This is a genomic window from Luteitalea sp. (genome assembly GCF_044337415.1).
Lineage (GTDB): Bacteria > Acidobacteriota > Vicinamibacteria > Vicinamibacterales > Vicinamibacteraceae > Luteitalea.
Map to the genome: position 1 here is coordinate 1 of NZ_JBIINP010000011.1, position 24,213 is coordinate 24,213.

Genomic DNA, 24,213 nt, shown 5'->3' on the forward strand with positions numbered 1-24,213 from the left:
CCCGGGCGTCGAGACGTACCCGCTGCCGCGGAGCGGCGTCGCGACCGACGCGCGCGGGTACACGGCCAGCACGCCGGCGCTGGACACGTACCGGATGCCGGCGGCCTGCGCGGAGGCCTCGGGGGCGACAGGCGCCAGCCACTCGGCGACGGTCGGCGCCGGGGCGGCCAGGACGAGAATGTCGGCCTCGACCGCGTCGCCTTTGCCCGTCCGCACGCGCCAGCCCGTACCGACGGGCTCGATCGCGGTCGCCGCCGTGCCGAGCCGCAGGGTGTCGGGAGGAAGCGCGGCCACGAGGGTGTCGACCAGCGTGGCCATGCCGCCCGGGAAGCTCCTGAAGGCGCCGCCCTCCGTGGCCCGCTGTCCTTGCCGCCGCAAGGCCAGCAGCACGCTGCCGCCGCCGCGCTCCACGGTGGCCAGTTGCGGCAGCACGGCCTCGACGGAGAGGCGGTCGAGGTCGCCGGCGTGGATCCCCCCGAGCAGGGGCTGGGCGATGCGTTCGGCGGCCTCGTGGCCGAATCGTCGCCTGAAGAACGCTCCGGCGCTCTCGTCCTCGCCGCCGCGGCGAGCCGGGACGAGGGGCTCGAGCGCGACGCGCAGCTTGCCGGCGGGCGAGAGGAGGGTGCTCCGCAGGAACGGCCCGACGCGGGTCGCGATGCCGAACGCGCCGCCTTCCGGCAGCGCGTGCAGCACCCCGTCGCGGAGCACATAGGCCCCGCGCGGCGGCGACATCGAGATGAGTTGGCCCTCGAGGCCGAGCTCGCGACAGAGCGTGATCGCCCCGGGCTTGCTGACGAGGAAGGCGTCCGGTCCGGTGTCCAGCACGACGCCATCGACGACATCGGTCCGGATCACGCCGCCGGCGCGAGGCTGGGCCTCGAGCACGACGGCGCCGAGGCCCTGCCGATGGCACTCCCACGCGGCGCACAGTCCGGCCAGGCCGCCCCCGAGGATGACGACCCGCGGGGCGGCGCCGGCTGTCATCGCCCCTTGGCGGACGTCAGGCTGTGCACCAGCCGCGCGACGCGCTGGATCACCTCGGGCGAGGTCATCGGCAACACGCCGTGGCCGAGGTTGAAGATGTGTCCAGGCCGGCCGCCCGCCCGATTGACGATGTCCTCGACCGACGCCCGGACGCGTGACCACGGGCCCAGGAGCAGGGTCGGGTCGAGGTTGCCCTGGATGCCCTTGTCGGGGCCGATGAGCTGCCAGGCCCGGTCGAGCGGCGTGCGCCAGTCGGCGCCGACCACGTCACTGCCGGCCGTGGCCATGTCCTCGAGCAGCATCGCCGTGCCGACCCCGAAGTGAATCGACGGCACGCCCAGTCCGGCGATGTGCTCGAACACGCGGCGGGTGTGGGGCAGGGCGAACTCCCGGTAGTCGGCCGGGCCGAGCTGGCCGACCCACGAGTCGAACACCTGCACGGCGTCGACACCGGCCGCGATCTGGGCCCGGAGATAGGTGCCCGCCATGTCGGCGAGACGGCCGCACAGGGTGTGCCACGCCTCCGGCTCGGCATACATCATGGCCTTGGTGCGCGCGAAGTCCTTCGACGGGCCGCCCTCGATGGCGTACGACGCCAGTGTGAAGGGGGCGCCGACGAAGCCGATGAGGGGCACCTCGAGGCGCGGCTTGAGCTGCCGGATGGTGTCGAGGACATAGCCGAGCGCCGCTTCCGGGTCGATGGGGCGCACCCGATCGACGTCGGCCGCCGACCGGATGGGGTCGTCGAACGCCGGGCCCTCGCCCTTCACGAAGTCGAAGCGCAGCCCCATGGGCTCGAGCGGTAACAGCAAGTCCGAGAACAGGATGGCGGCGTCGACCTCGATCGCGTCGACGGGTTGGAGGGTCACCTGAGCCGCCAGATCCGGGGTGCGACAGAGCTCGAGCAGGCTGTACTGCTGGCGTAACGCCCGATATTCCGGCATGTATCGTCCGGCCTGGCGCATGAACCAGACGGGGGTGGCGTCGACGGGCTGGCGCCGGCAGGCGCGGAGGAATCGGTCGTTCACGGTTGGGGCAGGGGCGCTAAGTAGCCTGAAAACAGGGCGTTAGGGATTCCGGATGGCCTGTGGCAGAATAGGGGCCGCCGAGCGCAACTCGCTGGCGATTGGTTACATATCCATGCTAGCATTCCCCGTTTGCCGCCGCGCGGCAGGCGCGGGGCACGCCGGCACCCATTGTGGGGCCGCGGAGGCTGTGTGGCGATTCTGATCCGTCCGGTACGCGAACAGTTCGAGCACGACCGGGTCATCCGGGCGTTGGAACTCTCGTTCGGCGAAAAATTCGTCGTCGAGGTGAACGTCGGTGACGAGCGTCGGGTGCCCATCAAGACGGGCACTGGGCAGGCCTATCCCGATCTCATCCTCACACCCAAGGATGCGCCCGGCAAGCCGTTCGCGCTGATCGAGGTGGAGACCGGTGAGTCGGTCAACAACCTCGAGGCCATGTACCAGTGGGTCCTGTTTGCCAAGGCCCGCGCCCAGTTCCGGCTGTACGTGCCGGTGGCCTGCGTCGACGCGACGCGCCGGCTTTGTGCCCAACACTCCATCGGAGCCGGCGAAATCTGGTCCTACGGGTCGCTCGGTGGCGATCAGATCCGGCTCGAGCGCGTGTTCCGTGATCCCGGGCTTCCGGCCGAGGCAGGCGTCCCTGCCGACACGCCGCTGGTCGACATCGTGTCCATCAAGACCCGGCGCGCCAGCGACATCGAGGCCGCGGTCGAGTCGGCCATCCAGAACCCCAGGCGGGACGACACCCCGATCGACAGCCGACGCGCCATCGCCGAGGCGGCGGCGGCCGCTGCGGCCGAGCCTCTCCGACTGCCGCCCCTGAAGTCCAAGCCACAGAAGCCCAAGGCCCAGAAGCCCAAGGTCGGGGCTGCGGCATCGGGCCAGACGGCCGCCAAGAGCGCGCTGTCGGCCGTGCAATCGGCTGCCGACGCGACCGCGCGCGCCAAGGCCGCCATCAAGGAAGCGGCCGAGCGTCGCGTCGCTCCGCAGTCCTCGACGGCCCCGGCGCCGGCTTCGGTTCCTGCTCCCGCTCCTGCTCCCGCTCCCGCTCCGGCGGCGGCGCCGGTCGTGGCAGCGCCCGTGGTGCCGGCTGCGCCAGCCGCGGCAGCGACGCCGAAGGCGACCGTCCAGGCGTCCCCGGTCACCAAGGCCCCCGCGTCCAAGGCTCCGGAGGCACCCAAGGCGGCGCCGAAGTCCGCCGTCGCCAAGGCGACGCCGGCCCCGGTGGTCAAGGCGCCGGCAGCCAAGGTCGCGCCCAAGGTCGAGCCCAAGGCTGCGCCAAAGGTCGCCCCCAAGGGCGCGCCGAAGGTCGCGCCGCCCAAGGTCAGCAAGGCGTCGCCGCGCCCGGTCGCCGCGCCCGCCGCGCGCAAGACTGCGGCTGCTTCCAAGCCAGCCAAGCCTGCCAAGCCCGCCAAGGCGGCCAAGCCGGCGCCGCTCGCGCGCGCCGTGGCCCCGAAGGGCAAGGGCAAGCCGAGCGGCTCGGCCAAGCCACAGGCCCGGTCTACGGGCAAGGGCGCGGCCAAGTCGGCTGCCAAGAAGCCGGCGGTACGCCCTGCGCGTCCGGTGGCGGCCAAGTCGAGTCCGAGTCGAGGCGCTGCCGCGGCCCGGCCGACGACCAAGGCCCGGCCGGCCGCCCGGCCCGCCAAGGCGACGCGGCCTGCCGCGCGCCCGGCGGCCGCCACGACCAAGCCCGCCAAGGCCGCCAAGGCCGCGCGCCCGGCGGTCCGTCGTCCTGCCGCCAAGCCGACGGCGCGCGCCGCCGGCAAGCCGAAGCGGAAGTAAGGGCGGAGATCTCGCGTGCCGCTCATCCGACTCGCCCGGGACAAGCGCGGCATCGATACCCTGTACCTCCTGCACCAGCGTCCCGACGGGCGCGGGGAACCGCGCCTGCGCGTCCTGTATTTCTGCGCCATGCCCCAGGGGCAGTCGTTCGGGCGCGGCCCCCTCGATCCGGCAACCCAGCGGGCGCTCGAGCAGCGCTATCCGGACATCCCCTTCGACTGGACGGCGCTCCTCAAGGAAGTGGAGCAGCGGCGCCTGCCGCCGCCGATGGAACCGCAGGCCCGCCGGGGGCGCCCCCCGGGCAAGGCTGAACGCCGCCCGCCGGCGTCTGAAGTTCAGGCCGAGAAGCCTGCCGGCACTGGCAAGCGCAAGCGTCGCCGGGGTGGACCGACTGGCGCGCAGGAGCGTGCGTCCGGCAACGACCGCGAGGCGGCGTCTGCGGCGCCGGCACCTATAATCGAATGATGCCTGTACGACTGAGCCGACTCGGAACGTTGGTCGCGGCGGCCCTGCTCGGCGTGGCGACCCTCTCCGCGCAGCAACAAGCCCCCGCGCCCGCCGCGGCGCCCCCGCCGGCCGCCCCCGTGCGCGAGCAGCCGCGCGCCGACTTCAGCACCGTCACCAGCCTGGTCAGCACCGACGTGATTCCCCGCGACGGTGCCGGGCAGTTCCTCGCCGACCTGAAGCGCGAGGACTTCGTCGTCATCGAGGACGGCGTGGCGCAGACGGTCGCGTCGCTCACGCTCGTGCACGGCGGCCGCTTCTTCAACCTCGCGGCGCCGCCGCCGGCCCCGGTCGAGGAAGGCATGGTGCTGCCGCCGCCGCGGCCCGTGAACGACGCGGCCGGGCGCATCTTCCTGCTCTTCGTCGACGACCTGCACCTGGACTTCCGTCAGACGCCGCGCATCCGTGATCTCTTCAAGAAGATCTCGACGCAGTTGATCCACGACGGCGACATGTTCGGCATCGTGTCGACCGGCCCCTCCTCGATCTCGGTCGACCTGACGTACGACCGCAAGCGCCTCGAGGAGTCGATCAAGAAGATCAGCGGCAGCGGCCTCAAGCCCAAGGACATCCTGGAGCAGCCCAACGGGCAGCAGGGGAACCAGGAACTCCGGTACCGCGCCCACGTGGCCTTCAGCACGGCCTACGACCTGATGCGCGAGCTCGAGAAGGTGCAGAACCGGCGCAAGGCGCTGATCTTCGTGAGCAACGGGTTCGACTTCGATCCGTTCCCGCAGGGGCGCCTGCAGCGCGATGCGCTGTACGGCTACAACCAGACGGGCATGGACCCGCGCGACCCGGCGGCCGTGACCAACCGCCAGGGCCAGCAGTTCGCCGACGCCGACCTCGCCCGCGAACTGGCCGACCTCACGCGCGCCGCCAATCGCGCCAACGCCACCATCTACACCATCGACCCGCGTGGCCTGGTCGGCGGCGCCGAGATGGACGATGAGGTCGACATGGTGGAGTGGGGCAATCACGTGCGCAAGACGCAGGACAGCCTGCGCGTGCTCGCCGAGGAGACGGGCGGCACGGCCGTGGTCAACCAGAACGACTTCGAGCGCGCGCTCAAGAAGATCGACGCCGAGACCAGCGACTACTACGTGCTCGGCTACTACTCGTCCAATCCCGACCCGACGCGCAAGCGCCGTGCGATCGAGGTCAAGGTGAACAAGCCCGGCGTGAGCGTGTGGGCGCGCAAGGGCTACGCGCTCAAGACGCCGAAGGATGACGAGAAGAGCAAGTGATGCCTCATGCCTCATGCCTCATGCCTCATGCCTCATGCCTCATGACTCATGACTCATGACTCATGACAAGGCAGAAGGTAGAAGGTAGAAGGTAGAAGGTAGAAGGTAGAAAGCCATGGCAGGCAGCCTGCGGGCTGCAGCCTGCCGCCAGAAAACGGAAAGGGCCGCCTCGCGCGTTGCGGGGGCGGCCCTTTTGTCGTGGCGGCGACCAGCGTTCAGCGTGCGCTGCGGCGCTTCGTCGTGGCGGCCGGGACCTTGGCTGGGGCCTTGGCCGGGGAGGCCTTCGTGGCCACGGCCTTCCGGGCAGGGCGGCTCGTCGACGGGCGGCGCGTCGGTGTGGCTGCCGGGCGTGATGCGGCCGGCTTGCCCGTGCCGAAGAACTCACCGTGGACGGCACGCACCGCGCTGTCGAGGTCGCTGCGGCGAATCACGCAGCTCACCTTCATCTCCGACGTGCTGATGCAGTCGATGTTCACACCCACCCGGGCCAGGGCCGTGAACATGCGGGCGGCCAGGCCCGGGGTCGACGCGATGCGCGAGCCGACGATGGCAATCTTGGCCACGTCCAGATCGACCTGCACCTCGCCGACGATCTTCTTCTTGCGCCAGGTGCCCTCGAGCTCCTTGATGCGGTCGACCTGGTCGTTGTCGGTCACGAAGGTGATTCGGTTGCTGTCGTGACTCGGTGCGGCCTGGATGATCAGGCGCACGTTGACGTCCTCGCGGGCGAGGTCGCGGAAGATGGCAGCCGCCAGTCCCGGCTCGTCCCGCACATCGAGGAGGGTGACCTTGGCGATCTTCTTGTCCGACGTGATCCCGACGACTGCGGCGTTCTCCATCACTCCTCCACGAATCCATGTGCCCTGGCGTCGATGGAACGTCGAGCGCACGTGGATGGGCACGTCGTACTGCATGCAGATCTCGGCCGCGCGCGGGTGCAGCACCTTGGCGCCGCTGGCCGCGAGTTCGATGGCCTCTTCATAGCTCAGCTCGGGGACCATGCGCGCGCCTTCGACGGCGTTCGGGTCGGCGGTGTAGACACCATCGACGTCCGTGCAGATCTCGCACACGGGGGCCTGCAGCGCGGCGGCCAGCGCCGCGCCCGTGATATCGCCACCGCCACGCCCCAGCGTCGTCACCTCGTGGTCGCTGGTCACGCCCTGGAAGCCCGCCACGATGACCACGCGGCCGCTCTCCAGCTCGTGGACCAGGCGACCGGTCTCGACGTTGGCGATGCGGGCCTTGTTGAACGAACCGTCGGTCCGGATACCGCACTGTGCCGCGGTGAGCGAGACGGCGGCCACGCCGCGATCCTGCAGCGCGAGACTCAGCAAGGAGACCGCGATCGTCTCCCCGCAGGCGAGCAACTGGTCCATCTCGCGCCCGGCAGGCCGGCTCGACACCTGGCTGGCCATGCCGATCAGCTGATCGGTGGTCTTGCCCATGGCGGAGACGGCCACCACGAGGTGCCTGGCCTCCGCCTGGCAGGCGATGATGCGGTCGGCGACGTTGCGGATGTGCTCGGGCGTCGCCACGGAGCTGCCGCCGTACTTCTGGACCAGGAGCTTCGAGCGTTCGAAGCGACTCATGCGCGTTCCTCGCCCACGCCCGCGAGTGTCCCCGCGAGGTAGGCATCGACGTCGTCGAGCGAGCGGGTGATGCGCACCGCCTTGGCGACACGATCGGTCATGATGTCGGCCGTCTTGTAGCCGTTGCCCGTGATGCAGACCACGATGGACTCGTCGGCGGGGATGCGGCCCTGCGCCACGAGCTTGCGCGTCACCGCCAGGGTGGTGCCGCCAGCCGGTTCCGTGAAGATGCCTTCGGTGTCGGCCAGCAGGTTGATGCCGTCGAGAATCTCCTCGTCGGTCACCATCTCTCCCCAGCCGCCCGACTCACGCAACACCTCGAGCACCTGGAAGCCGTCCGCCGGGTTGCCGATCGCGATCGACTTGGCAATGGTCGCGGGCTTCACTGGATCAGGATAATCCAGCCCCTCGTGCAGGGCGCGGACCACGGGCGCCGAGCCGGCCGCCTGCGCGCCGTACATCTTCGGCAGGTCGCCGTCGGCCAGGCCGAGCTGCTGCAGCTCGCGGAAGCCGCGGAAGATGCGGGGCAGCAGCGTGCCGCCCGCCACCGGTGACACGACGTGCCGGGGGAACCGCCACCCGAGCTGCTCGACGATCTCGAAACCCATCGTCTTGGCGCCCTCGGCGTAGTAGCTCCGGAGGTTGATGTTGGCAAAGCCCCAGCCATGCTTGTCGGCGACCTGCGAACACAGGCGGTTCACGTCGTCGTAGTTGCCGCGCACGGCCAGCAGCGTCGGGTGGTACACCGCCGAGCCGAGCACCTTGTAGGGCTCGAGGTCGTCGGGGATGAAGACGTAGCACTTGAGCCCGAGGCGCGCCGCGTGCGCCGCGACGCTGTTGCCGAGGTTGCCGGTGGAGGCGCAGGCAAAGGTGTCGAAGCCGAGCTCGACCGCCCGCGTGGCGGCCACCGACACGACGCGGTCCTTGTAGGAGAGGGTCGGGTGATTGACGCCGTCGTCCTTGATGTAGAGCTCACGGACGCCCAGCTGCCTGGCGAGGCGCGGCGCAGGAATGAGGGGCGTGAAGCCCGAGCCGAAGCCGGTGAGCGGCTCGCCGGTGATGGGCAGCAGTTCGCGATAGCGCCAGATGTTGCGCGGGCGCGCGGCGATCGCCTCGCGCGTGAACGTCGTGCGTGCCTTCTCGTAGTCGTACACCGGCTCGAGCGGGCCGAAGCACTGGTCGCAGACGTAGGTGGCCGCCGCCGGGAACGCGGCATGGCACACGTGGCATTGCAGGCCGATCAGCGTTGACACGTTCTCACTTCCTTACCGGTGGGACAGCGCCAGCGGCGTCGACGATGCCGGCTGGTGGATGTCGGCCACGCGAATGGCGACGGCGGGATCGATGGAGGCGTAGAGGGCGCGCAGGGCGCCGATGACCGGCGCCGGATCGCCCTCGACGCAGACGGCGACCGACGGGCCCGCGCCCGACAGGAAGGCGCCGAGCATGCCCGGGGCGTCGAGCGCGAGGACGGTCTCGAGCCCAGGCACGAGCGATGCGCGATAGTGCTGGTGCAGGCGGTCGCCGAAGGCCTCGCGCAGCACCTCGGTGCGGCCCGTGGCCACGGCCTGCATGAGCAGGGCGACGCGCTGCACGTTGAACACCGCGTCGGCCCGCGACACCTGCTGCGGCAGCACCGCCCGCGCCGTCCGGGTCAGCAGGGCTGCCGATGGAGTGGCGATGACCAGGCGCACCGACTCGGGCCAGCGCGAGGCGACCGCGACGACGTGGCCGCTGGCCGTGACGCATCCGGCGACGAGGCCGCCGAGAATCGCGGCCGCCACGTTGTCCGGGTGTCCCTCGACCTGCGTGATCACGTCGATCAGCAGGGCGTCGGTCACGCCCTCCATCACCAGCGCCGCCAGGCGCCCACCGGCAACGAGCGCTGCCGCACTGCTCCCGAGTCCGGCACACGGCGGGATGTCGCAGTGGATCGTCGCCTCGACCGACGGCACGGGACCGACGCCGAGCGCGGTCCGCACCGCCTGGAACCCCGTGACGATCAGGTTGTCGCCCGGGGGCAGGGGGCCGACGAAGGTGCATCGGACGTCGCCGTGCCCGTCGTCGGTGATGGCCGTCACGTCGGCGCGCAGGTAGAGCCCGAGGGCCAGGCCGAGCGCATCGAACCCGGGGCCCAGGTTCGAGGTCGACGCCGGCACGACCACCGAGACGGGCGGGACGACGGGACTCATGCGAGAACCGGAAGGCACAGTGGCGGCGTGACGTGGAACGGCAGCGTCGCGATCTGGGCCACGGCCTGCGCCATCGCGCTGGTCGGGCAGGCCTCCAGGGTGATCACGAACGGCAGGCGCTCCTTGGTGTTGCCAGGTTCCTGCAGGACGGCATCGATGTTGATGCCGTGTGCGGAGAAGATGGAGGCGAGGCTGGCGATGATGCCCGGCTGATCGCGGACGACGAGCCGGAGATAGTACGGGGCCACCGTCAGGGGCCCCACGGCGGCCGGCGCAGACGTGCCCGGCCAGGCCGCCGGCGCGCCGCCCGACCGGCGCGCGATCGCCAGCAGGTCCGAGACGACGGCCACGGCCGTGGGAAAGCCGCCAGCGCCATACCCGGCAAACGTCGTCTCCTTGCCGTAGGCGCCGCCCGCGACGATCAGGTTCTGGCTGCCGATGACCCGAGCGAGCGGGGAGGTGAGGGGCACCAGCGCCGGGCCCACGCGGGCTTCCACCGCGCCCTCCACGACTGACACGCGCGACACCTGGCGAATCGTCGCCTGGAGTCGACGCGCGTAGACGAAGTCGTCGTCGCTGATGGTACGAATCGACTCGGCCTGCACGCTGGCCGGTGAGAGGTCGAGGCCGAGGCCGACACGCGCGAGGATGCACAACTTGGCGCGCGCGTCGTAGCCCTCGAGGTCGTCGGTGGGATCGGCTTCCGCGAAGCCGAGCTGCTGCGCTTCGGCCAACGCCGCGTCGAAGGGCAGGCCTGCCGACTCCATCCGCGTGAGGATGTAGTTGCAGGTGCCGTTCAGGATGCCCGACACGGTCGTCAGGCGATCGCCGGCGATGCCCTCGCGCAGGCCTCGGACGACGGGGATGCCACCGCCTACCGCAGCCTCGAACAGCAGGTCGACGCCCCGCGCGGCGGCCCGGGCCAGCAGCGCCTGCCCGTGCGTCGCGATCAACTGCTTGTTGGCCGTCACCACCGGGATGCCGGCTTCGAGGGCGCGCTCGTGCCAGCCGCGCGCCGGGTCGAGCCCGCCGGTCACCTCCACGATGACGTCGACACCGCCCTCGAGCACGTCGTCGATCCGGTCGGTCCAGGTGACCGACGCCGGCACCCAGTCGACGCGCTTGCGGGCGACGTCGCGGTTGAAGACGTGGGTCAGCGTCAGCAGACCGTCGGTCCGTTCCACGAGCAACCGGGCCACCGACTGGCCCACGGTGCCGAATCCGAGCAACCCCACGGACAAAGCCATCAGCCGAATTCTACATGCGATGTGGATATGCGCATGGCTGGATGCAAAAGGCTATGACGGACAAACCCGCCACGGCGTGCACGGCGTGACCACGCACGCTACAGGTCAGCGGGGGCGGCGATGGCGCAGGGCCCCAAACAGGGCGGACCGGCCGTCCCGCCGCCGCGCGTCACAAAAAGGGGCCGGACGGGTGCGAGTCGTCCGGCCCAAGGAGGGACGTGCGTACTGGCTTGTGTGGTGCGGCACGCGTGACCGCGTGTTGGGCGCACACTACTGCTTATCGTGGCGGCAAGGGAAATAGAATGATGTTATCGGTTCAATACGGGCCGATTATGCGCGGCTGAACCAGTCCGTCCTCGTTCAGGCGTGGACGTCGGGGCCGATCCGATCGCGTCCCGGCGGGGGGATGACCCGAAGCCGGGGTTTCACGCGGTCGAAGGAGGCGAGCACCTCCTGGACGGCGCGCGGTACGCGGTTGGCGCGGACGTACACCCACCCGGTTTCACGAATCAGGGTCTGTCCGGTGATTCGTGCGCAGAAGAACTGTCCCGAGGCCACCTCGCGCGCCACGCTCTGGTACGAGATGATCGAGAGTCCGAGGCCAGCCCGCACCAGGGCCTTGATGATCTCGACGTTCTCGGTCTCGGTCACGATCTGCGGCGTGATCTGGTTGCGCAGGAAGAACTCGTCGACCACGCGGCGGGTGTTGGACCCCGTCTCGAACAGCACGAAGGGCTGGTCTCGGAGGTCGGCCGGCGTCACGCGCGCCTTGGCGGCCAGCGGATGGTTCGGGGACGACACGACCAGCAGTTCCTCCTGCAGGGCCGGCACCGTGACCAGATCCGGGTCGTTGATTGGCAATGTGAGCAGGGCGACGTCGGCGAGCCCGGACCGCAGGCCGGCCAGGCACTTGTCGGTGGCCCCGGCCGTGATCTTGATGTCGGCGTCCGGGTGGTGCTTGCGGAAATCGCGCAGCAGCGCCGGGAAGACGTACAGGCTCACGGTCATGCCACCCGCCAGGCGCACCGGGCCGATGAGCGAGGCCTGCGTGTCTGTGATGCGTGCGACCGTGTCCTTCAGGTCGAGAAAGACGCGGTGGCTCAACTGGAGGAGGGCTTCGCCTGCCGGGGTGATGCGGATACGGCGACCGATCCTCAGGAAGACGGCCTCGTTCAGCTCCTCCTCGAGGAGTAGCACCTGACGACTGATGGCCGACTGAGAGACGCTCAGCTTGACCCCGGCAGCGGTGAACGAACCGGTTTCCGCGATGGCGCGGATGATCTCGAGTTGGCGCAGGTCCATGAGCGGAAGCCGGTGCTTCCGGAGGGTACCAGAAGGAAAAGCGATTCGGAATGGCGCCGAGGTCGGGCCGGGGCCGGGAGGGAACGGCCCCGGGCGTGGCCGGGGAGGGGACGGCTAGCGCGCGGCGATGCGGACGGCCGCCACGGGCACCGCCAGCGCGGCCGACGCGGAGGCGGAGGTGCGCCGCCGACGAGCCATGACCGCGTGATTGCGGCGATGACTGTGGTCGCTGCAGGCGCCGCCCTTCTCTTCGACGTACGTGACGACGCTCACGGTGCCGGCATCCCGATAATGTCCGACCAGGCACCCGCAACCCAGCGTTTCGAATCCCAGCAGCTTCACGATGCTCATGATCGTCCCCCGACCTTGAACCTGCCCCGGCGCGACCTCGTACCGGATGCCCGACATGTATGCACGTTTCGCGCCGAAACCGGCTGATTAGGCTAAGGGCCAGCAACAGACTGTATTTCCGGCCACTTCTCGGGATTGTGCCAGCGCAGGATGTCGGAATGGTGACGATCGTGTCACTTCCGGCGCCGACCGCCCTCCATAAACTTCACGAATTCGTATGCGGCCTGCGAAAAGTTGGAGCCGTGAACCATGGCCACTCGACGGCCCGTGTATCCTGTGCGCATGCGCACGCGCATGACGGTGCATCGACAGCTTCTCGCCCTCGGCATGGTGGCCAGCGTGTCTGCTGGAGCGGCCGCGCAGCAAGGGGCGTCGACGATCGGGACGCGCCTGCTCGGCCAGCCGGCCGTGGCGGCCGCCGTGGCCGCTGCTGACACCCTCGAACCCTGGGTGATCGAGCAGCAGATCGCCGTGTGTGAAGTGCCCGCCCCGCCGTTCAAGGAGCAGGCGCGCGCCGAGGTGATCCGCCGCGCGTTCACCGGGCTCGGCCTGCGCCGAGTGCGGATCGACAGCGTCGGCAACGTGATTGGCGAGCGTGAGGGGACGGCCGCCGGCGGTCCGCATCTCGTCTTCAGTGCGCATCTGGACACGGTCTTTCCGGAAGGCACCCCCGTCAAGGTCCGCCGGCAGGGCACGCGCCTGCTCGGGCCGGGCATCACGGACGACTGCCGGGGACTGGCCGTGCTCCTGGGGGTGATCCGGGCACTCGGCCAGGCGTCCGTCACGGCGCCGGGGCGCACCTCGTTCGTGGCCACGGTCGGGGAGGAGGGCCTGGGCGACCTTCGGGGCGTGAAGCACCTGTTCGGGCCCGACGGACTTGGCCGTATCGACCGGTTCGTCTCGATCGATGGCGCGGGCCTCGAGATCACGAACGGCGGAGTGGGCAGCAAGCGCTACCGGGTCACCTTCAAGGGACCAGGTGGCCACAGTTACGGCGCGTTCGGGTTACCCAATCCCATCCATGCGCTCGGGCGCGCCGTGGCGGCGATCGGCGCCATCGAGGTGCCGTCCACGCCGAAGACCACCTTCAACGTGGGGCGGATCGGCGGCGGCACCTCCGTGAACTCGATCCCGTTCGAGGCCTGGATGGAGGTCGACCTGCGCTCCGAGTCGACGACGACGCTGGCCGATCTCGATGGGAAGGTGCGTGCGGCGATCGAGGCGGCGGTCGGTGCCGAGAACGCCCGATGGCGTCACGACAGCAAGGTGACGGTCGAGATGGCGGTGGTGGGGGACCGACCGGCTGGTCGGACGGCCGACACGTCGGACATCGTGGTGGCCGCGCGCGCGGTGCTCTCGGCCCTGGGCCAGAGTGCGGTCCTCGACACCTCGTCGACGGACGCCAACGTGGCGATGGCCCGCGGTGTCCCGGCCATCACGATCGGCGGCGGCGGCAGCAGCAACGCCACGCATTCGTTGGAGGAATCCTTTGACACCCGCGCTGGTGTGGTCGGCCTGCGGCAGGCAATCCTGCTCGCCGTGGCGCTGGCGCAGCCCTGAGGCCCGGCCCCAGACCGCGACGCCAGCGGCCGTCGTGCCGCTGGGCGCCCCGGAAGGCGGCACGGTTTTCGCGATGCCGTGTTTGCAAGTGCTTGCAAGGAAAGGCATCTGTAAAGACAATCTGCTAGACTGACGATGACCCTTACAGAGGCCCCCCGCTCTTCCTAAGGACCTTACGCATGCTCCAGCTCGTCGGACGTCGTTCGCTGCGCACGATGCTCGTGTTCGCTCTCTCGCTCGGCATGTGCAGCCTGGCGGGCGTGAGCGAAGCCGAGAGCGCGACCCGGTCGCGCTCTACGGCCACGCGCACTCGCGCGCAATCCTCGTCGTCCCGAGCCACGGCCAGCCGCGCGAAGTCCAGCCGCACCCGGACCCGATCGGCCAAGTCCTCCCGGAGTCGCACCAGCCGCACGCGCTACTCGGCCTCGAAGGCCCGCCAGCGTCGCCTCGCGATGGCGCGGGCCCGCCAGGCGGCGTACGCGCGCCAGTTGGTCGAGATCCAGACCCCGCAGTTCAAGGCGGGTGCGAACGGCCAGCTCATCCCCGACGTGCGTGCCGGCGCGGCCATCATCTACAACCCGGCCACGCATCAGGTGCTGTACGAGAGCAATGCGCAGGCCCCGCGCTCCATTGCCAGCATCACGAAGGTGATGACGGCGGTCGCCTTCCTGGAGAACGAGGTCGACCTCACGCGGCGCGTGTCCGTGCACCCCGACGACCTGCGTGGGGCGTCCACGACGTACCTGCGGCGCAACGACGAGGTCACCATCCAGCAGCTGCTGCACCTGCTGCTGATCGGCTCCGACAACGTGGCGGCGCGGACGCTGGCGCGGCAGTCGCTGTACGGTCCGGTCGGTTTCGTGGAGCGGATGAACCAGAAGGCCGCCGAACTCGGGTTGTCCAGCACCCACTACTACGATCCGTCGGGGTTGTACGCCGAGAACGTGTCGTCGGCGTTCGACATGGCGCGCCTGATCTCCTTCGCGTCGGGCGACGAGCGCATCGCCTCGATCATGCGGATGAAGGACTACCAGTTCGCCGCGCCGACGCGGACGGTGACGCTCCACAACACGAACCATCTCGTCGGGACCGACGTGGACGTGCGTGGCGGCAAGACCGGGTTCATCTCGAAGTCGGGGTACTGCCTCGCCACACTGCTGCGCTTGCCTCAGGGCGAGCAGGTGGCCGTCGTGGTGCTCGGTGCGCGTAGCAATCCGGGTCGTTTCTGGGAGACGCGCCACCTCTTCAATTGGCTGGCCGGCAAGACGCCAGCCCTGCTCGCGACGCAGACGCAGACGCAGGACCAGCAGGACTGACGCCGGGGCCGCCCAACAGCCCCACCGCGAATGAGGCCACAGGGATGCCTGTGGCCTTTTTGCGTTGGTGGTGTCACGTCGCATGCGGTGCGTGCATCCGTAAGGGGAACGCGATCCGCTGCGCTACACTTGGATGTGGCGTCACGTCGGTTCCCCGGCGCCCAATCCACACGCAATGGCCAAAGCCCCACGTTCGCGAAAGCCGTCACCCGTCGACCCGCCACCCCCGCCGCCGCAGGCCCCTGAGGCCGCGGGCATGACGCAAGGCGCACCTGCGCCGGAGGCTGCACCCGCTGCGGCACCCAAGGGCCGGAAGGGGAAGCAGGCGTCGAGCAGCGACGCTGGTGGGGTTGTCGAGAAGACCGTGACGCCGGCCAAGGCGCCAGCCGCCAAGCGAGTGGCGAAGAAGGCGGCCGCCCCGACCGGGCAGGCCGCCGGGACCTCGTCGAAGACGGCCGCGAAGAAGGCGGCCCCGGTCGCGAAGGTGGCGGCCCCGCGTCCCTCGGCCGCCCGCAAGGCGGCCGGCGCAGCGCCGCCCGTGCCGGCCCCACGGGTGCGCAAGGCCCGGACACTGGCCGAGGCCGTGCTGGCGGCGACGCCGGTCGAGGCGACGCCCGATGTGCCGCCCGCGTCACCCGCAATCGAGGCGCCTGCCGCTCCTGTCGAGGCGGCGGTGGTCGCCGTACCGGTCGCCGCCGCGGCGGTGGCCCCCGCCGGCCCGGTGCCCTCGCTTGGCGGCCACGGTCGGCCCCTGCGCATCCTGATGGTGGCCAGCGAGGCCGTGCCCTTTGCCAAGACCGGCGGGTTGGCCGACGTCGTGGCGGCGCTGCCGAAGGCCCTGGGCAGCCTGGGCCACGAGGTCACCGTGGTGATCCCCCGGTACCGAGGGATTGCCGTCGACGGTCCGCCGACCACCAGTTTTGCGGTGGCGATGGGCGGGCATCACTACCATGCCGACGTCTTCGTGAGGGAGACAAGCCCGGGCGTGCGCGTGGCGCTGGTCGATCATCCGGCGTTCTTCGACCGCGATGCCCTGTACGGCCTCGGGAGCCACGACTACGGCGACAACCCCCGACGGTTCGCCTTCCTGTGCCTCGCGGCGCTCGAGTTCGCGCGCCTCGAAGGGCAGCCCATCGACATCGTGCACGCACACGATTGGCAGGGAGGCCTGGCGCCCGTCTACGTGAAGACGCGATATGCGACCGACCCCATCCTCGGGGGCGCCGCGACGATCTTCACGATTCACAACATCGCGTACCAGGGCACGTGCTCGTCGGAGTGGCTGCCGCAACTCGGGCTCGGATGGGAGCTCTTCACCACCGATGGCCTCGAGTTCTGGCTGCACGCCAGCCTGCTCAAGGGCGGCATCATGTTCGCCGACCTGGTGACCACGGTCAGCCCGCGATATGCGCAGGAGCTGATGACCCAGGAGTTCGCCTTCGGATTCGAGGGCATCCTCCGGCACCGCGCCGCCGACCTGGTCGGCATCGTCAACGGCATCGACGCCGAGGTCTGGAACCCGGCGAGCGATCATCACATTCCGCGCCCGTATGGCGTCGACGACGTGAGCGGGAAGGCCGAGGCCAAGCGGCGCCTGCTCGAGGCGTACGGGTTGCCTGGCGGGGACGAGGCGTTGCAGCGGCCGCTCATCGCCATGATCTCCCGCATGGTCGACCAGAAGGGCCTCGACCTGATTGCGTCGGTGTCCGAGCAGTTGCCCCATCTCGGCGCCTCGTTCGTGATCCTGGGTACCGGCGAGCCGTGGTACGAGGAGATGTGGCGGTCGCTCGCCCGGCGGTACCCCGATCGGGTTGGCGTCCGGATCGGGTTCGACGAGCCGCTCTCGCACCTGATCGAGGCGGGCGCCGATCTGTTCATGATGCCGTCGAGGTTTGAGCCCTGTGGGCTCAACCAGATGTACAGCCTGAGGTATGGCACACTACCAGTAGTGCGTTCCACGGGTGGTCTCGACGACACGGTGGAGAACTACGACCCGGCGACGGGGGCGGGCAACGGCTTCAAGTTCCACGACGCGAGCGGTGAGGCCCTGCTCGGGACGCTCCGCTGGGCGTTGCACGTCTTTCACAATGAGCCCGAGCGCTGGCGGCAGTTGCAGCGCGCGGGCATGGCAGTGGACTTTTCCTGGACCGCGTCGGCGCGCGCGTACCTCGAGGCCTACGGGCGGGCGAGGGCGCACATGGCCGGCCGACCGGGAGTGCCCGCCTGACGGCGGGGTAGCGAGAGGACGCGAACATGGCTTCCGACAACGTGCAGGTGCTGACCGACGCGAACTTCATGCAGGTGATCGGCAGCACCGATCAACCGGTGCTGGTGGACTTCTGGGCGGAGTGGTGCGGTCCGTGCCGCATGATCGCGCCGGCCGTCGAGGCGCTCGCCGACGAGCTGAACGGCAAGGCCGTCATCGGCAAGCTCGACGTCGACAGCAACCCCAACGTGCCCGGCAACTTCGGCATTCGCTCGATCCCGGCCCTGCTCGTCTTCAAGGGCGGGCAGCTGGTCGACCAGACGATCGGCGTGCAGTCGAAGGACGCGCTCAAGCGCCTGCTCGAGCGCCACATGTAAGGCCGAATCGACGCAATGCGGGGCGCGCGCCAGCGCGTCCCGACCAATCCGCAGTGAAGATGACGGGACTTCCGGCATGAGTGACGACGTGCGCGACGTGGTGATCATCGGTTCGGGGCCGGCAGGGCTGACGGCGGCGCTGTACACGGCACGAGCCAGCCTGCATCCCCTGGTGATCGAGGGCCTGCAGCCCGGTGGGCAGCTGACCATCACCACGATGGTGGAGAACTGGCCGGGGCATCGCGACGGCGTGATGGGGCCGCAGTTGATGGCCGACATGCGCGCCCAGGCGGAGCACTTCGGCACGGCGTTCCTCGCGGGTCTCGTCGCGCGCGTGGACCTCTCCCAGCGTCCGTTCACGCTCACGCTCGACAGCGGCGAGGTCCTCCGCGCCCGGGCGCTCATCATCGCGACCGGCGCCTCGGCCAAGCTCCTCGGCCTGCCGTCGGAGATGAAGCTGATGGGGCGCGGCGTGAGTACCTGCGCCACCTGCGACGGCTTCTTCTTCCGCAACCGGCCGGTGGCCATCGTGGGCGGCGGCGACACGGCGCTCGAGGAAGCCATCTACCTCGCGAAGCTCGCGTCGCACGTCACCGTGATCCACAGGCGTGACACCTTGCGGGCCTCGAAGATCATGCAGGACAAGGCGCTGGCCAACCCGAAGATCACGTTCCGGTGGAACACGGCCGTCGAGGAGATTCTCGCCGACGAGCGCGGCGACGTGAACGCGGCGCGCGTGCGCGACACGAAGACCGGCGCGATCGACACGCTGGCGGTCGATGGCGTGTTCGTCGCGATCGGCCACACGCCGAACACGGCCCTGTTCGCCGGCCAACTCGACATGGACGAGGGTGGGTATCTCGTCACGCAGGGCGTCCGCACCAACGTCACCGGGGTGTTCGCCGCGGGCGACGTCCAGGATCCGGTCTACCGGCAGGCGATCACCTCGGCCGGCGCCGGCTGCATGGCCGCGATGGATGCCGAGCGCTGGCTGGAACTCGGCGACCCGGCCTACCACCACGGCGAAGCCGCGACCGCGAACGCCTGACGGGCGATCCTCCGTCACGGTATTCGGCGGCGGCTGGAGCCGCCGCCCGTGATCACCGGCGGCTGATCCAGCCGCCGCCGAGCACCTCGTCGCCGTCGTAGAAGACGGCGGCCTGCCCAGGCGTGATCGCGTACTGCGGTGCGTCGAAGTCCACCTGCGCATGCGTCGCGTCGATCGCCCGGATCGTGGCGGCGGCGGCCGCGTGGCGATGCCGGATCTGCACCTGCCCTCGCACCGGGGCATCGGGCACACGCCCCGACACCCAGTTGACCTCCTCCACTGGGCACGTCGTGCCCTCGAGGGCGCTCCGCGGGCCGACCACGACGTCGCGCGAGTCGGCGTCGATCGCGACCACGTAGAGCGGCACGCCCACCGACAGGCGCAGGCCCTTGCGTTGCCCGACGGTGAAGTGGTGCACGCCGTCGTGGTTGCCGAGTGCGCGGCCCTCGACATCGACGATGCGGCCCGGCGGTGGCGTGCGCTCGCCGGCGGCCCGCGCCACGAAGGCGGCCTGATCGCGATCGGGCACGAAGCAGATTTCCTGCGAATCCGGCTTCAGGGCCACTGGCAGTTGCCGTCCAGACGCGTAGGCGCGTACTGACGGCTTGTCGAGGTGGCCGACGGGGAAGACGGCCCGGGCCAACTGGGCCTGCGTCAGCGAGAACAGGAAGTACGACTGGTCCTTGCCGATGTCGGCGCCTCGCAGCAGTCGCCACCGGCCATCATCGGCCTGTGCCGACCGGACATAGTGGCCCGTGGCGAGTCGATCGGCGTCGAGGGCGCCCACGCGATCGAGCAGCGTCGCGAACTTCACCTCGCTGTTGCAGCGCGTGCAGGGAATCGGCGTGCGTCCCGACACGTACGCGTCGACGAACGGCGTGACCACCTGCGCGTGGAAGTGCGACTCGAAGTTGACGATGTAGTGCGGGATGCCGAGGCGGCTGGCGACGCGCCGCGCGTCGTGCAGGTCGTCGATGGTGCAGCAGGTGCCGAAGGACGCCTGGCCCTCCTGCTGGTCGTACAACTGCATCGAGAGGCCGATCACCTCGTGCCCCTCGTCGACGAGCAGTGCCGCGGCGACCGACGAGTCGACGCCGCCGGACATGGCGACCGCGATGCGCATGGCTCAGCGAGTCCCGCCGTGTGTGGCCGAGGCCGGCGTGCGCCGATCCGTCAGCGTGCGCAGCCGCTCGACCAGGCCCGGCACCACGTCGAGCACCCGCCCGACGTCATCGGCCGTGGTGTGCCGACCCAGGCTCAGTCGCAGCGCATTCTGCGTGTCGTGCAGGGGCAGGCCCATGGCCTTCAGGACGTGCGAGGGCTCGAGCGTGCCCGACGAGCACGCGGACCCGGTGGACACGGCGATCCCGTCGAGGTCCAGGGCGATCAGCAGCGACTCGGCCTCGATGCCGTCGAACCCGATGTTGGTCGTGTTCGGCACGCGCGGCGACGCGCCGCCGTTGACGTGCGTGCCCGGGACGCGCGACAGGATGCCCGTTTCGAGCCGGTCGCGGAGGGAGGCCTGCGCCAGCGCATCGGCGTCGAGCCGCTCGCGCGCGAGGCGCGCGGCCACGCCGAAGCCGACGATGCCGGGCACGTTCTCGGTGCCGGCCCGTCGGCTCCGCTCCTGCTTGCCGCCTGTCATCGGCGACAACAGGCGCGTGCCGCGTCGGATCCACAGCGCGCCGACCCCTTTCGGGCCGTACAGCTTGTGCCCCGAGAGGCTGAGCAGGTCGACGTCGAGGGCCGACACGTCCACCGGTACCTTGCCGGCGCTCTGCACGGCGTCGGTGTGCACGAGCACGCCCCGCGCATGCGCGGCCGCGGCGCACGCGGCGACGGGCTGCAGCGTGCCGACCTCGTTGTTGGCGTGCATCAGGCTCAGCAGGGCGGTGTCGTCGGTCAGCGCGGCGGCCACGGCGTCCGGGTCGACCACGCCGCTGGCGGTGGCCGGCACGCGCGTCACGCGCCAGCCACGGCGCTCCAGGGCCCGGGCAGTGGTGAGCACGGCTTCGTGCTCGATGGCCGAGACGACGAGGTGACGCTTGCCCAGGGGCTCGAGGGCCTCGGCCGCGCCGCGCAGCGCGAAGTTGTCGGCCTCGGTGCCGCCGCTGGTGAAGACGACCTCGGAGGCCGCGCCGCCGATCAGGGCGGCGACCTCGTGCCGCGCTTCGTCCAGGCGCGACTTGGCCTGCTGGCCGAAGTGGTGGACGCTCGAGGCGTTGCCGAAGTCGTTGCGCATCGCCTCGGCGACGGCCGCCACGACGAGCGGATCGACGGGCGTGGTGGCGTTGTGGTCGAGGTAGATGCGCGCGTGGGCGGCGGGCACGCGTCGATCGTAACACTCGCGTGTCCCCGTAAACCACAGCAATTGCGAGACCTAGACACGATCCAGTGGCTTGCGTATACTCCGCCGTACGCGGGGGCGTCGCGCCTGTTCGCCACCCCGACGGGAGAACCTCACATGTGGAAACGCGATGACGCACCGCGGCAACCGGCAGCCGCGCCGCCCACGCCGCCGCCGGCCCCAACCGCTCCGCCCCCTGCGGCGGTCGATCCAGTGCCGGCCGTGTCCCGCCCGGCCGCTGCGACAGGAGAACGTGCACCCATGACCATGGGCAACATCGGCAAGTCGGTCATCATCAAGGGCGAGTTGAGCGGCAGCGAAGACCTCACGATCGAGGGGCAGGTCGAGGGCAAGATCGAGTTGAACAACAACGTCCTCACGATCGGCACCAACGCCAAGATCAAGGCGCAGGTGTTTGCCAAGGTCATCGTCGTGCTCGGCGAGGTGACGGGCAACATCACGGCGTCGGAGAAGGTCGACATCCGCGACAACGGATCGGTCGATGGCGACATCACCTCGCCGAAGGTGGCCATCGCGGAAGGCGCGCACTTCCGGGGGGCCATCGACATGAATCGCGGTGGCGTGCCCAAGGCCGCCGCCAAGCCCGAGGCCACGTCCCCCAAGGCCTGATCCCTCACGCGACGTGGCGTCCTCCGGTCGCCCGTCGCCACCTTGCGTGCCGCCACAGCCGTGACCGACACTCCTGATCGCTCGCTCGGGGCGCGTCTGTTCGGCTGGGCCCGGCGTCCCGGATCCAGCCACGACGACGGCCGTGGCGGCCCCCCGGTGGCCACCAAGGTGCTCGCCAGGCTCCTGGCCGCGCTCGCGCACCGCGAGGCGCCCGTGGTGGCCGATCTCGGCCCGGTCGTCGGGACCAACGTGTCCTTCCTCGGCGAGCAACTCGGGTGCCGGTTGCGCGTCGAGGACCTGTACGCCGACATCGATCGCCTGACGCGCGAACAGGTGGTGGACACCACCGCAGCGTTCCTGTCGCAGCGATTCCGTTTCGAGCCCGAGAGCCTCGACGCGGTGCTCTGCTGGGATGTCCTCGACTACCTCGAGAAGCCGGCCGCGACGGTGCTGGCGCGGCAGGTGGTGGAGTGGCTCAAGCCCGGGGGCGTGGTGCTCTGCTTCTTCTCGACCGTGGCCGTCCCGACCCCGGTGTACACCCGGTACGTGATCGTCGACGCCGACCACCTGGTCCACCGGACGAGTCCGGCGGCGCACGGCAGGCGCACGGTCTACCAGAGCCGCGACATCGAGCGCCTGTTCGCCGGCCTGGGTGTCAGCGAGAGCTTCCTCCTGCTGAACAAGACGCGTCAGGTCCTCCTGCGCAAGCAGGCCGCGGCGCCGCCGCGCGCCTGACCTGTGGCGGCACGCCGAGGTCGGCCGTTTGAGGTAGCATCGGCTCAGCCACGGCCTGCCGCGCGGCACTGGCCCCCCCTCGTGAACCGCAACCTGCTCGCGATCGCCGGCGCCTGCTTCATCGGCTTCTCCGGCTTCACCCTCGTGATGCCGTTCCTGCCGATCTACTTCGGGCAACTCGGCATGCGGGACCCGGCCGAGATCGCGCTGTGGTCGGGCCTCAGCCTCGGGGTCACGCCGGGCATGACCGCGCTCCTCGCGCCGCTGTGGGGACGCGTCGCGGACCGCTACGGCAACAAGTTCCTCGTCCTGCGATCGCTGGCCTGCTTCATCGTCACGATGGTGCTGTTCGGGCTGGTGACGCGCCCGTGGCACGTGTTCGGGTTGCGCGTGCTGCAAGGCTTCTTTGCGGGCTATGGCGCGCTGGCCGTGGCGATGGCCGCCCAGGGGGCGAGTCGCGACCGGATGGCGAGCGCCATCGGGACGGTGCAGACGGCGCAGCGCCTCGGCCCGGCGGTCGGGCCGATCATCGGCGGCGTGCTCGCGGTGGCCATCGGCATCCGCGCGTCGTTCTTCGTGTCGTCGCTGTTCTACCTGGCGGCCTTCGTGCTGGTGTGGCGGTGGTTCGACGAGGAGCCCGGGGCCCGCAGCGCCGGCCGCGGAGATGAGGCGCCCGGGCTGAGCTTCGCGAGCGGCGCGGCCGTCCGCCAGTTCGTGTTGCTGATGGGGGTCATCCTGGCCCTGCAACTCGTCGACAAGTGCTTCGGGCCGATCCTGCCGCTGTACCTGCAGCAACTCGGCGTGCCGGCGGCGCGCATCGCGCCGGTGGCGGGCTTCCTGTTCTCGGCCGTCGCGTGTGCCGGCGCGGTCGGCAACATGGCGACGCAACGGTTGCTGCACCGTTACGCGCCACGACTGCTCCTGCGGTACACGGCGCTGGTCGCCGGCCTCGGCCTGCTGCCGTTCGTGTTCGGCGCCCCGGTCCCCGTGCTGATTGCGGCGAGCCTGGTGTTCGGCCTGGCGATCGGCGTGGCGATGACGGCCTCGTTCACCGCCGCGGGGCACGTCATCCCCGAGGCCTCGCGGTCGACCGGCTTCGGGCTGCTGACGAGCGCCTCGCTCGTCGGCCTGTCGCTGAGCCCGATCCTGAGTGGCGTGCTCGCCCGCATCAGCATCCGCAGCGTCTTCACGGCAGGCGTGATCACGCTGGCCGTGCTGGCCGCCACGGTGAGCTACGTGATGCGCGATCGCGTCGAGCGGGCCGCCTATCCGTCGGTGGAGGAGACGTGAGCACGACCCCGGCCCTGCGGGCCCTGCGGGCCGCCGGCGTGGCCTTCGCGGAGCATCCGTACCGCTACGAGGAGCGCGGCGGCACGCGGGTCTCGGCGCGGGAACTGGGTGTCGACGAGCACCACGTCGTGAAGACGCTGGTGGTCCAGGACGATCAGCGTCGGCTGCACCTGGTGCTGATGCACGGCGACCGCGAGGTGTCGCTGAAGTCGCTGGCCCGCCTGCTCGGCGTCAAGCGCATGGACCCTGCCGAGGCGGGTGTCGCGCAGCGGGCCACCGGCTACCAGTTCGGCGGCACGTCGCCCTTCGGCACGCGTCAGCCGTTGCCGACCTATGTGGAGCGGACGATCCTCGACCTGTCGCGGGTCTACATCAACGGCGGCAGTCGCGGGCTGCTGGTGAGCGTCGATCCGGAGGTGCTCGTCCGGGTGCTGCAGGCGGTGCCTGTCGAGGTGGGGATCACGCCCTGACCGTGGTG

Annotated in this window: 22 protein-coding genes; 12 read left to right on the plus strand and 10 right to left on the minus strand. The window is 70.3% G+C overall.

Going from position 1 to position 24,213, the window contains the following annotated elements; genetic code table 11:
- Positions 1-984: protoporphyrinogen oxidase (gene hemG, locus ACIRDX_RS03660; RefSeq protein WP_396624043.1), on the minus strand; the 984-nt coding region annotated here is incomplete at its 3' end.
- Positions 981-2,012, minus strand: a complete 1,032-nt coding sequence (hemE, locus tag ACIRDX_RS03665) for a uroporphyrinogen decarboxylase (protein ID WP_396624044.1) — start codon at positions 2,010-2,012, stop codon at positions 981-983. The genes hemE and hemG, both read right to left, overlap by 4 nt.
- 189 nt (positions 2,013-2,201) lie before the next feature.
- Here hemE and ACIRDX_RS03670 point away from each other — a divergent pair, with 189 nt between their 5' ends.
- Genes ACIRDX_RS03670 through ACIRDX_RS03680 form a run of 3 tightly spaced genes read left to right on the plus strand, consistent with a single transcriptional unit; the run spans position 2,202 to position 5,545 of the window.
- Positions 2,202-3,794: a hypothetical protein gene (locus ACIRDX_RS03670; protein ID WP_396624045.1), complete on the plus strand. Its 1,593-nt coding sequence runs from the start codon at positions 2,202-2,204 to the stop codon at positions 3,792-3,794.
- A 15-nt stretch (positions 3,795-3,809) separates the two neighbouring features.
- Positions 3,810-4,259 (plus strand): hypothetical protein, encoded by a 450-nt coding sequence (locus tag ACIRDX_RS03675; protein WP_396624046.1) that lies wholly within the window; start codon positions 3,810-3,812, stop codon positions 4,257-4,259.
- Positions 4,259-5,545 (plus strand): VWA domain-containing protein, encoded by a 1,287-nt coding sequence (locus tag ACIRDX_RS03680; protein ID WP_396624047.1) that lies wholly within the window; start codon positions 4,259-4,261, stop codon positions 5,543-5,545. Before ACIRDX_RS03675 ends, ACIRDX_RS03680 begins: the two co-directional genes overlap by 1 nt.
- Before the next feature lie 215 nt (positions 5,546-5,760).
- Here ACIRDX_RS03680 and ACIRDX_RS03685 read toward each other — a convergent pair whose 3' ends face one another.
- From ACIRDX_RS03685 to ACIRDX_RS03710, 6 genes are all read right to left on the minus strand, one after another.
- A complete protein-coding gene (locus ACIRDX_RS03685) occupies positions 5,761-7,134 on the minus strand; it encodes an aspartate kinase (RefSeq protein WP_396624048.1) in 1,374 nt (457 codons plus the stop codon).
- On the minus strand, positions 7,131-8,387 hold the full coding sequence (locus ACIRDX_RS03690) for a threonine synthase (protein ID WP_396624049.1): 1,257 nt from the start codon (positions 8,385-8,387) through the stop codon (positions 7,131-7,133). The genes ACIRDX_RS03685 and ACIRDX_RS03690 overlap by 4 nt, the downstream gene beginning before the upstream one ends.
- Before the next feature lie 12 nt (positions 8,388-8,399).
- Entirely contained in the window at positions 8,400-9,326 is a 927-nt protein-coding gene (thrB, locus tag ACIRDX_RS03695; RefSeq protein ID WP_396624050.1) for a homoserine kinase, read from the minus strand.
- Complete coding sequence (locus tag ACIRDX_RS03700; protein WP_396624051.1) at positions 9,323-10,573, minus strand: homoserine dehydrogenase; 1,251 nt, start codon at positions 10,571-10,573, stop codon at positions 9,323-9,325. The genes thrB and ACIRDX_RS03700 overlap by 4 nt, the downstream gene beginning before the upstream one ends.
- A 360-nt stretch (positions 10,574-10,933) precedes the next feature.
- Positions 10,934-11,875, minus strand: coding sequence for a LysR family transcriptional regulator (locus tag ACIRDX_RS03705; protein ID WP_396624052.1), 942 nt, complete (start codon positions 11,873-11,875; stop codon positions 10,934-10,936).
- A 114-nt stretch (positions 11,876-11,989) separates the two neighbouring features.
- Entirely contained in the window at positions 11,990-12,226 is a 237-nt protein-coding gene (locus ACIRDX_RS03710) for a hypothetical protein (RefSeq protein WP_396624053.1), read from the minus strand.
- Positions 12,227-12,508: 282 nt separating this feature from the next.
- On the opposite strand from ACIRDX_RS03710, the gene ACIRDX_RS03715 reads away from it, so the two are divergent.
- The 5 genes from ACIRDX_RS03715 to trxB all read left to right on the plus strand — a co-directional run bounded on the left by ACIRDX_RS03715 (position 12,509) and on the right by trxB (position 18,733).
- Positions 12,509-13,786, plus strand: a complete 1,278-nt coding sequence (locus ACIRDX_RS03715) for a M20/M25/M40 family metallo-hydrolase (RefSeq protein ID WP_396624054.1) — start codon at positions 12,509-12,511, stop codon at positions 13,784-13,786.
- A 179-nt stretch (positions 13,787-13,965) separates the two neighbouring features.
- Complete coding sequence (locus ACIRDX_RS03720; protein WP_396624055.1) at positions 13,966-15,102, plus strand: D-alanyl-D-alanine carboxypeptidase family protein; 1,137 nt, start codon at positions 13,966-13,968, stop codon at positions 15,100-15,102.
- A gap of 256 nt (positions 15,103-15,358) precedes the next feature.
- A complete protein-coding gene (glgA, locus tag ACIRDX_RS03725; RefSeq protein WP_396624056.1) occupies positions 15,359-17,329 on the plus strand; it encodes a glycogen synthase GlgA in 1,971 nt (656 codons plus the stop codon).
- 26 nt (positions 17,330-17,355) lie between these two features.
- Entirely contained in the window at positions 17,356-17,685 is a 330-nt protein-coding gene (trxA, locus tag ACIRDX_RS03730; RefSeq protein WP_396624057.1) for a thioredoxin, read from the plus strand.
- 76 nt (positions 17,686-17,761) lie between these two features.
- Positions 17,762-18,733, plus strand: a complete 972-nt coding sequence (gene trxB, locus ACIRDX_RS03735) for a thioredoxin-disulfide reductase (RefSeq protein WP_396624058.1) — start codon at positions 17,762-17,764, stop codon at positions 18,731-18,733.
- Positions 18,734-18,785: 52 nt separating this feature from the next.
- Here trxB and mnmA read toward each other — a convergent pair whose 3' ends face one another.
- Both mnmA and ACIRDX_RS03745 read right to left on the minus strand, forming a co-directional pair.
- Entirely contained in the window at positions 18,786-19,856 is a 1,071-nt protein-coding gene (gene mnmA / locus ACIRDX_RS03740; protein WP_396624059.1) for a tRNA 2-thiouridine(34) synthase MnmA, read from the minus strand.
- Between the two features lie 3 nt (positions 19,857-19,859).
- A complete protein-coding gene (locus ACIRDX_RS03745; protein ID WP_396624060.1) occupies positions 19,860-21,062 on the minus strand; it encodes a cysteine desulfurase family protein in 1,203 nt (400 codons plus the stop codon).
- Between the two features lie 279 nt (positions 21,063-21,341).
- Here ACIRDX_RS03745 and ACIRDX_RS03750 point away from each other — a divergent pair, with 279 nt between their 5' ends.
- The 4 genes from ACIRDX_RS03750 (at position 21,342) to ACIRDX_RS03765 (ending at position 24,205) form a co-directional block, all read left to right on the plus strand.
- Complete coding sequence (locus ACIRDX_RS03750) at positions 21,342-21,710, plus strand: polymer-forming cytoskeletal protein (protein ID WP_396624061.1); 369 nt, start codon at positions 21,342-21,344, stop codon at positions 21,708-21,710.
- A 60-nt stretch (positions 21,711-21,770) separates the two neighbouring features.
- Entirely contained in the window at positions 21,771-22,445 is a 675-nt protein-coding gene (locus ACIRDX_RS03755) for a methyltransferase domain-containing protein (protein ID WP_396624062.1), read from the plus strand.
- An 81-nt stretch (positions 22,446-22,526) separates the two neighbouring features.
- A complete protein-coding gene (locus tag ACIRDX_RS03760; protein ID WP_396624063.1) occupies positions 22,527-23,735 on the plus strand; it encodes an MFS transporter in 1,209 nt (402 codons plus the stop codon).
- The gene (locus ACIRDX_RS03765) at positions 23,732-24,205 is read left to right on the plus strand and encodes an aminoacyl-tRNA deacylase (protein ID WP_396624064.1); all 474 of its coding nucleotides are present in this window, start codon (positions 23,732-23,734) and stop codon (positions 24,203-24,205) included. The genes ACIRDX_RS03760 and ACIRDX_RS03765 overlap by 4 nt, the downstream gene beginning before the upstream one ends.
- Positions 24,206-24,213 lie beyond the last annotated feature (8 nt).

What these genes read in the sequence shown, in the direction of transcription:
- ACIRDX_RS03720 (WP_396624055.1), top strand. Translation starts at nt 13,966, where the DNA reads ATGCTCCAGCTCGTCGGACGTCGTTCGCTGCGCACGATGCTCGTGTTC.
- trxA (WP_396624057.1), top strand. Translation starts at nt 17,356, where the DNA reads ATGGCTTCCGACAACGTGCAGGTGCTGACCGACGCGAACTTCATGCAG.
- ACIRDX_RS03680 (WP_396624047.1), top strand. Translation starts at nt 4,259, where the DNA reads ATGCCTGTACGACTGAGCCGACTCGGAACGTTGGTCGCGGCGGCCCTG.
- ACIRDX_RS03685 (WP_396624048.1), bottom strand. Translation starts at nt 7,134, where the DNA reads ATGAGTCGCTTCGAACGCTCGAAGCTCCTGGTCCAGAAGTACGGCGGC.
- ACIRDX_RS03705 (WP_396624052.1), bottom strand. Translation starts at nt 11,875, where the DNA reads ATGGACCTGCGCCAACTCGAGATCATCCGCGCCATCGCGGAAACCGGT.
- ACIRDX_RS03710 (WP_396624053.1), bottom strand. Translation starts at nt 12,226, where the DNA reads ATGAGCATCGTGAAGCTGCTGGGATTCGAAACGCTGGGTTGCGGGTGC.
- thrB (WP_396624050.1), bottom strand. Translation starts at nt 9,326, where the DNA reads ATGAGTCCCGTCGTCCCGCCCGTCTCGGTGGTCGTGCCGGCGTCGACC.
- ACIRDX_RS03715 (WP_396624054.1), top strand. Translation starts at nt 12,509, where the DNA reads ATGCGCACGCGCATGACGGTGCATCGACAGCTTCTCGCCCTCGGCATG.
- mnmA (WP_396624059.1), bottom strand. Translation starts at nt 19,856, where the DNA reads ATGCGCATCGCGGTCGCCATGTCCGGCGGCGTCGACTCGTCGGTCGCC.
- glgA (WP_396624056.1), top strand. Translation starts at nt 15,359, where the DNA reads ATGACGCAAGGCGCACCTGCGCCGGAGGCTGCACCCGCTGCGGCACCC.
- ACIRDX_RS03700 (WP_396624051.1), bottom strand. Translation starts at nt 10,573, where the DNA reads ATGGCTTTGTCCGTGGGGTTGCTCGGATTCGGCACCGTGGGCCAGTCG.
- ACIRDX_RS03750 (WP_396624061.1), top strand. Translation starts at nt 21,342, where the DNA reads ATGACCATGGGCAACATCGGCAAGTCGGTCATCATCAAGGGCGAGTTG.
- trxB (WP_396624058.1), top strand. Translation starts at nt 17,762, where the DNA reads ATGAGTGACGACGTGCGCGACGTGGTGATCATCGGTTCGGGGCCGGCA.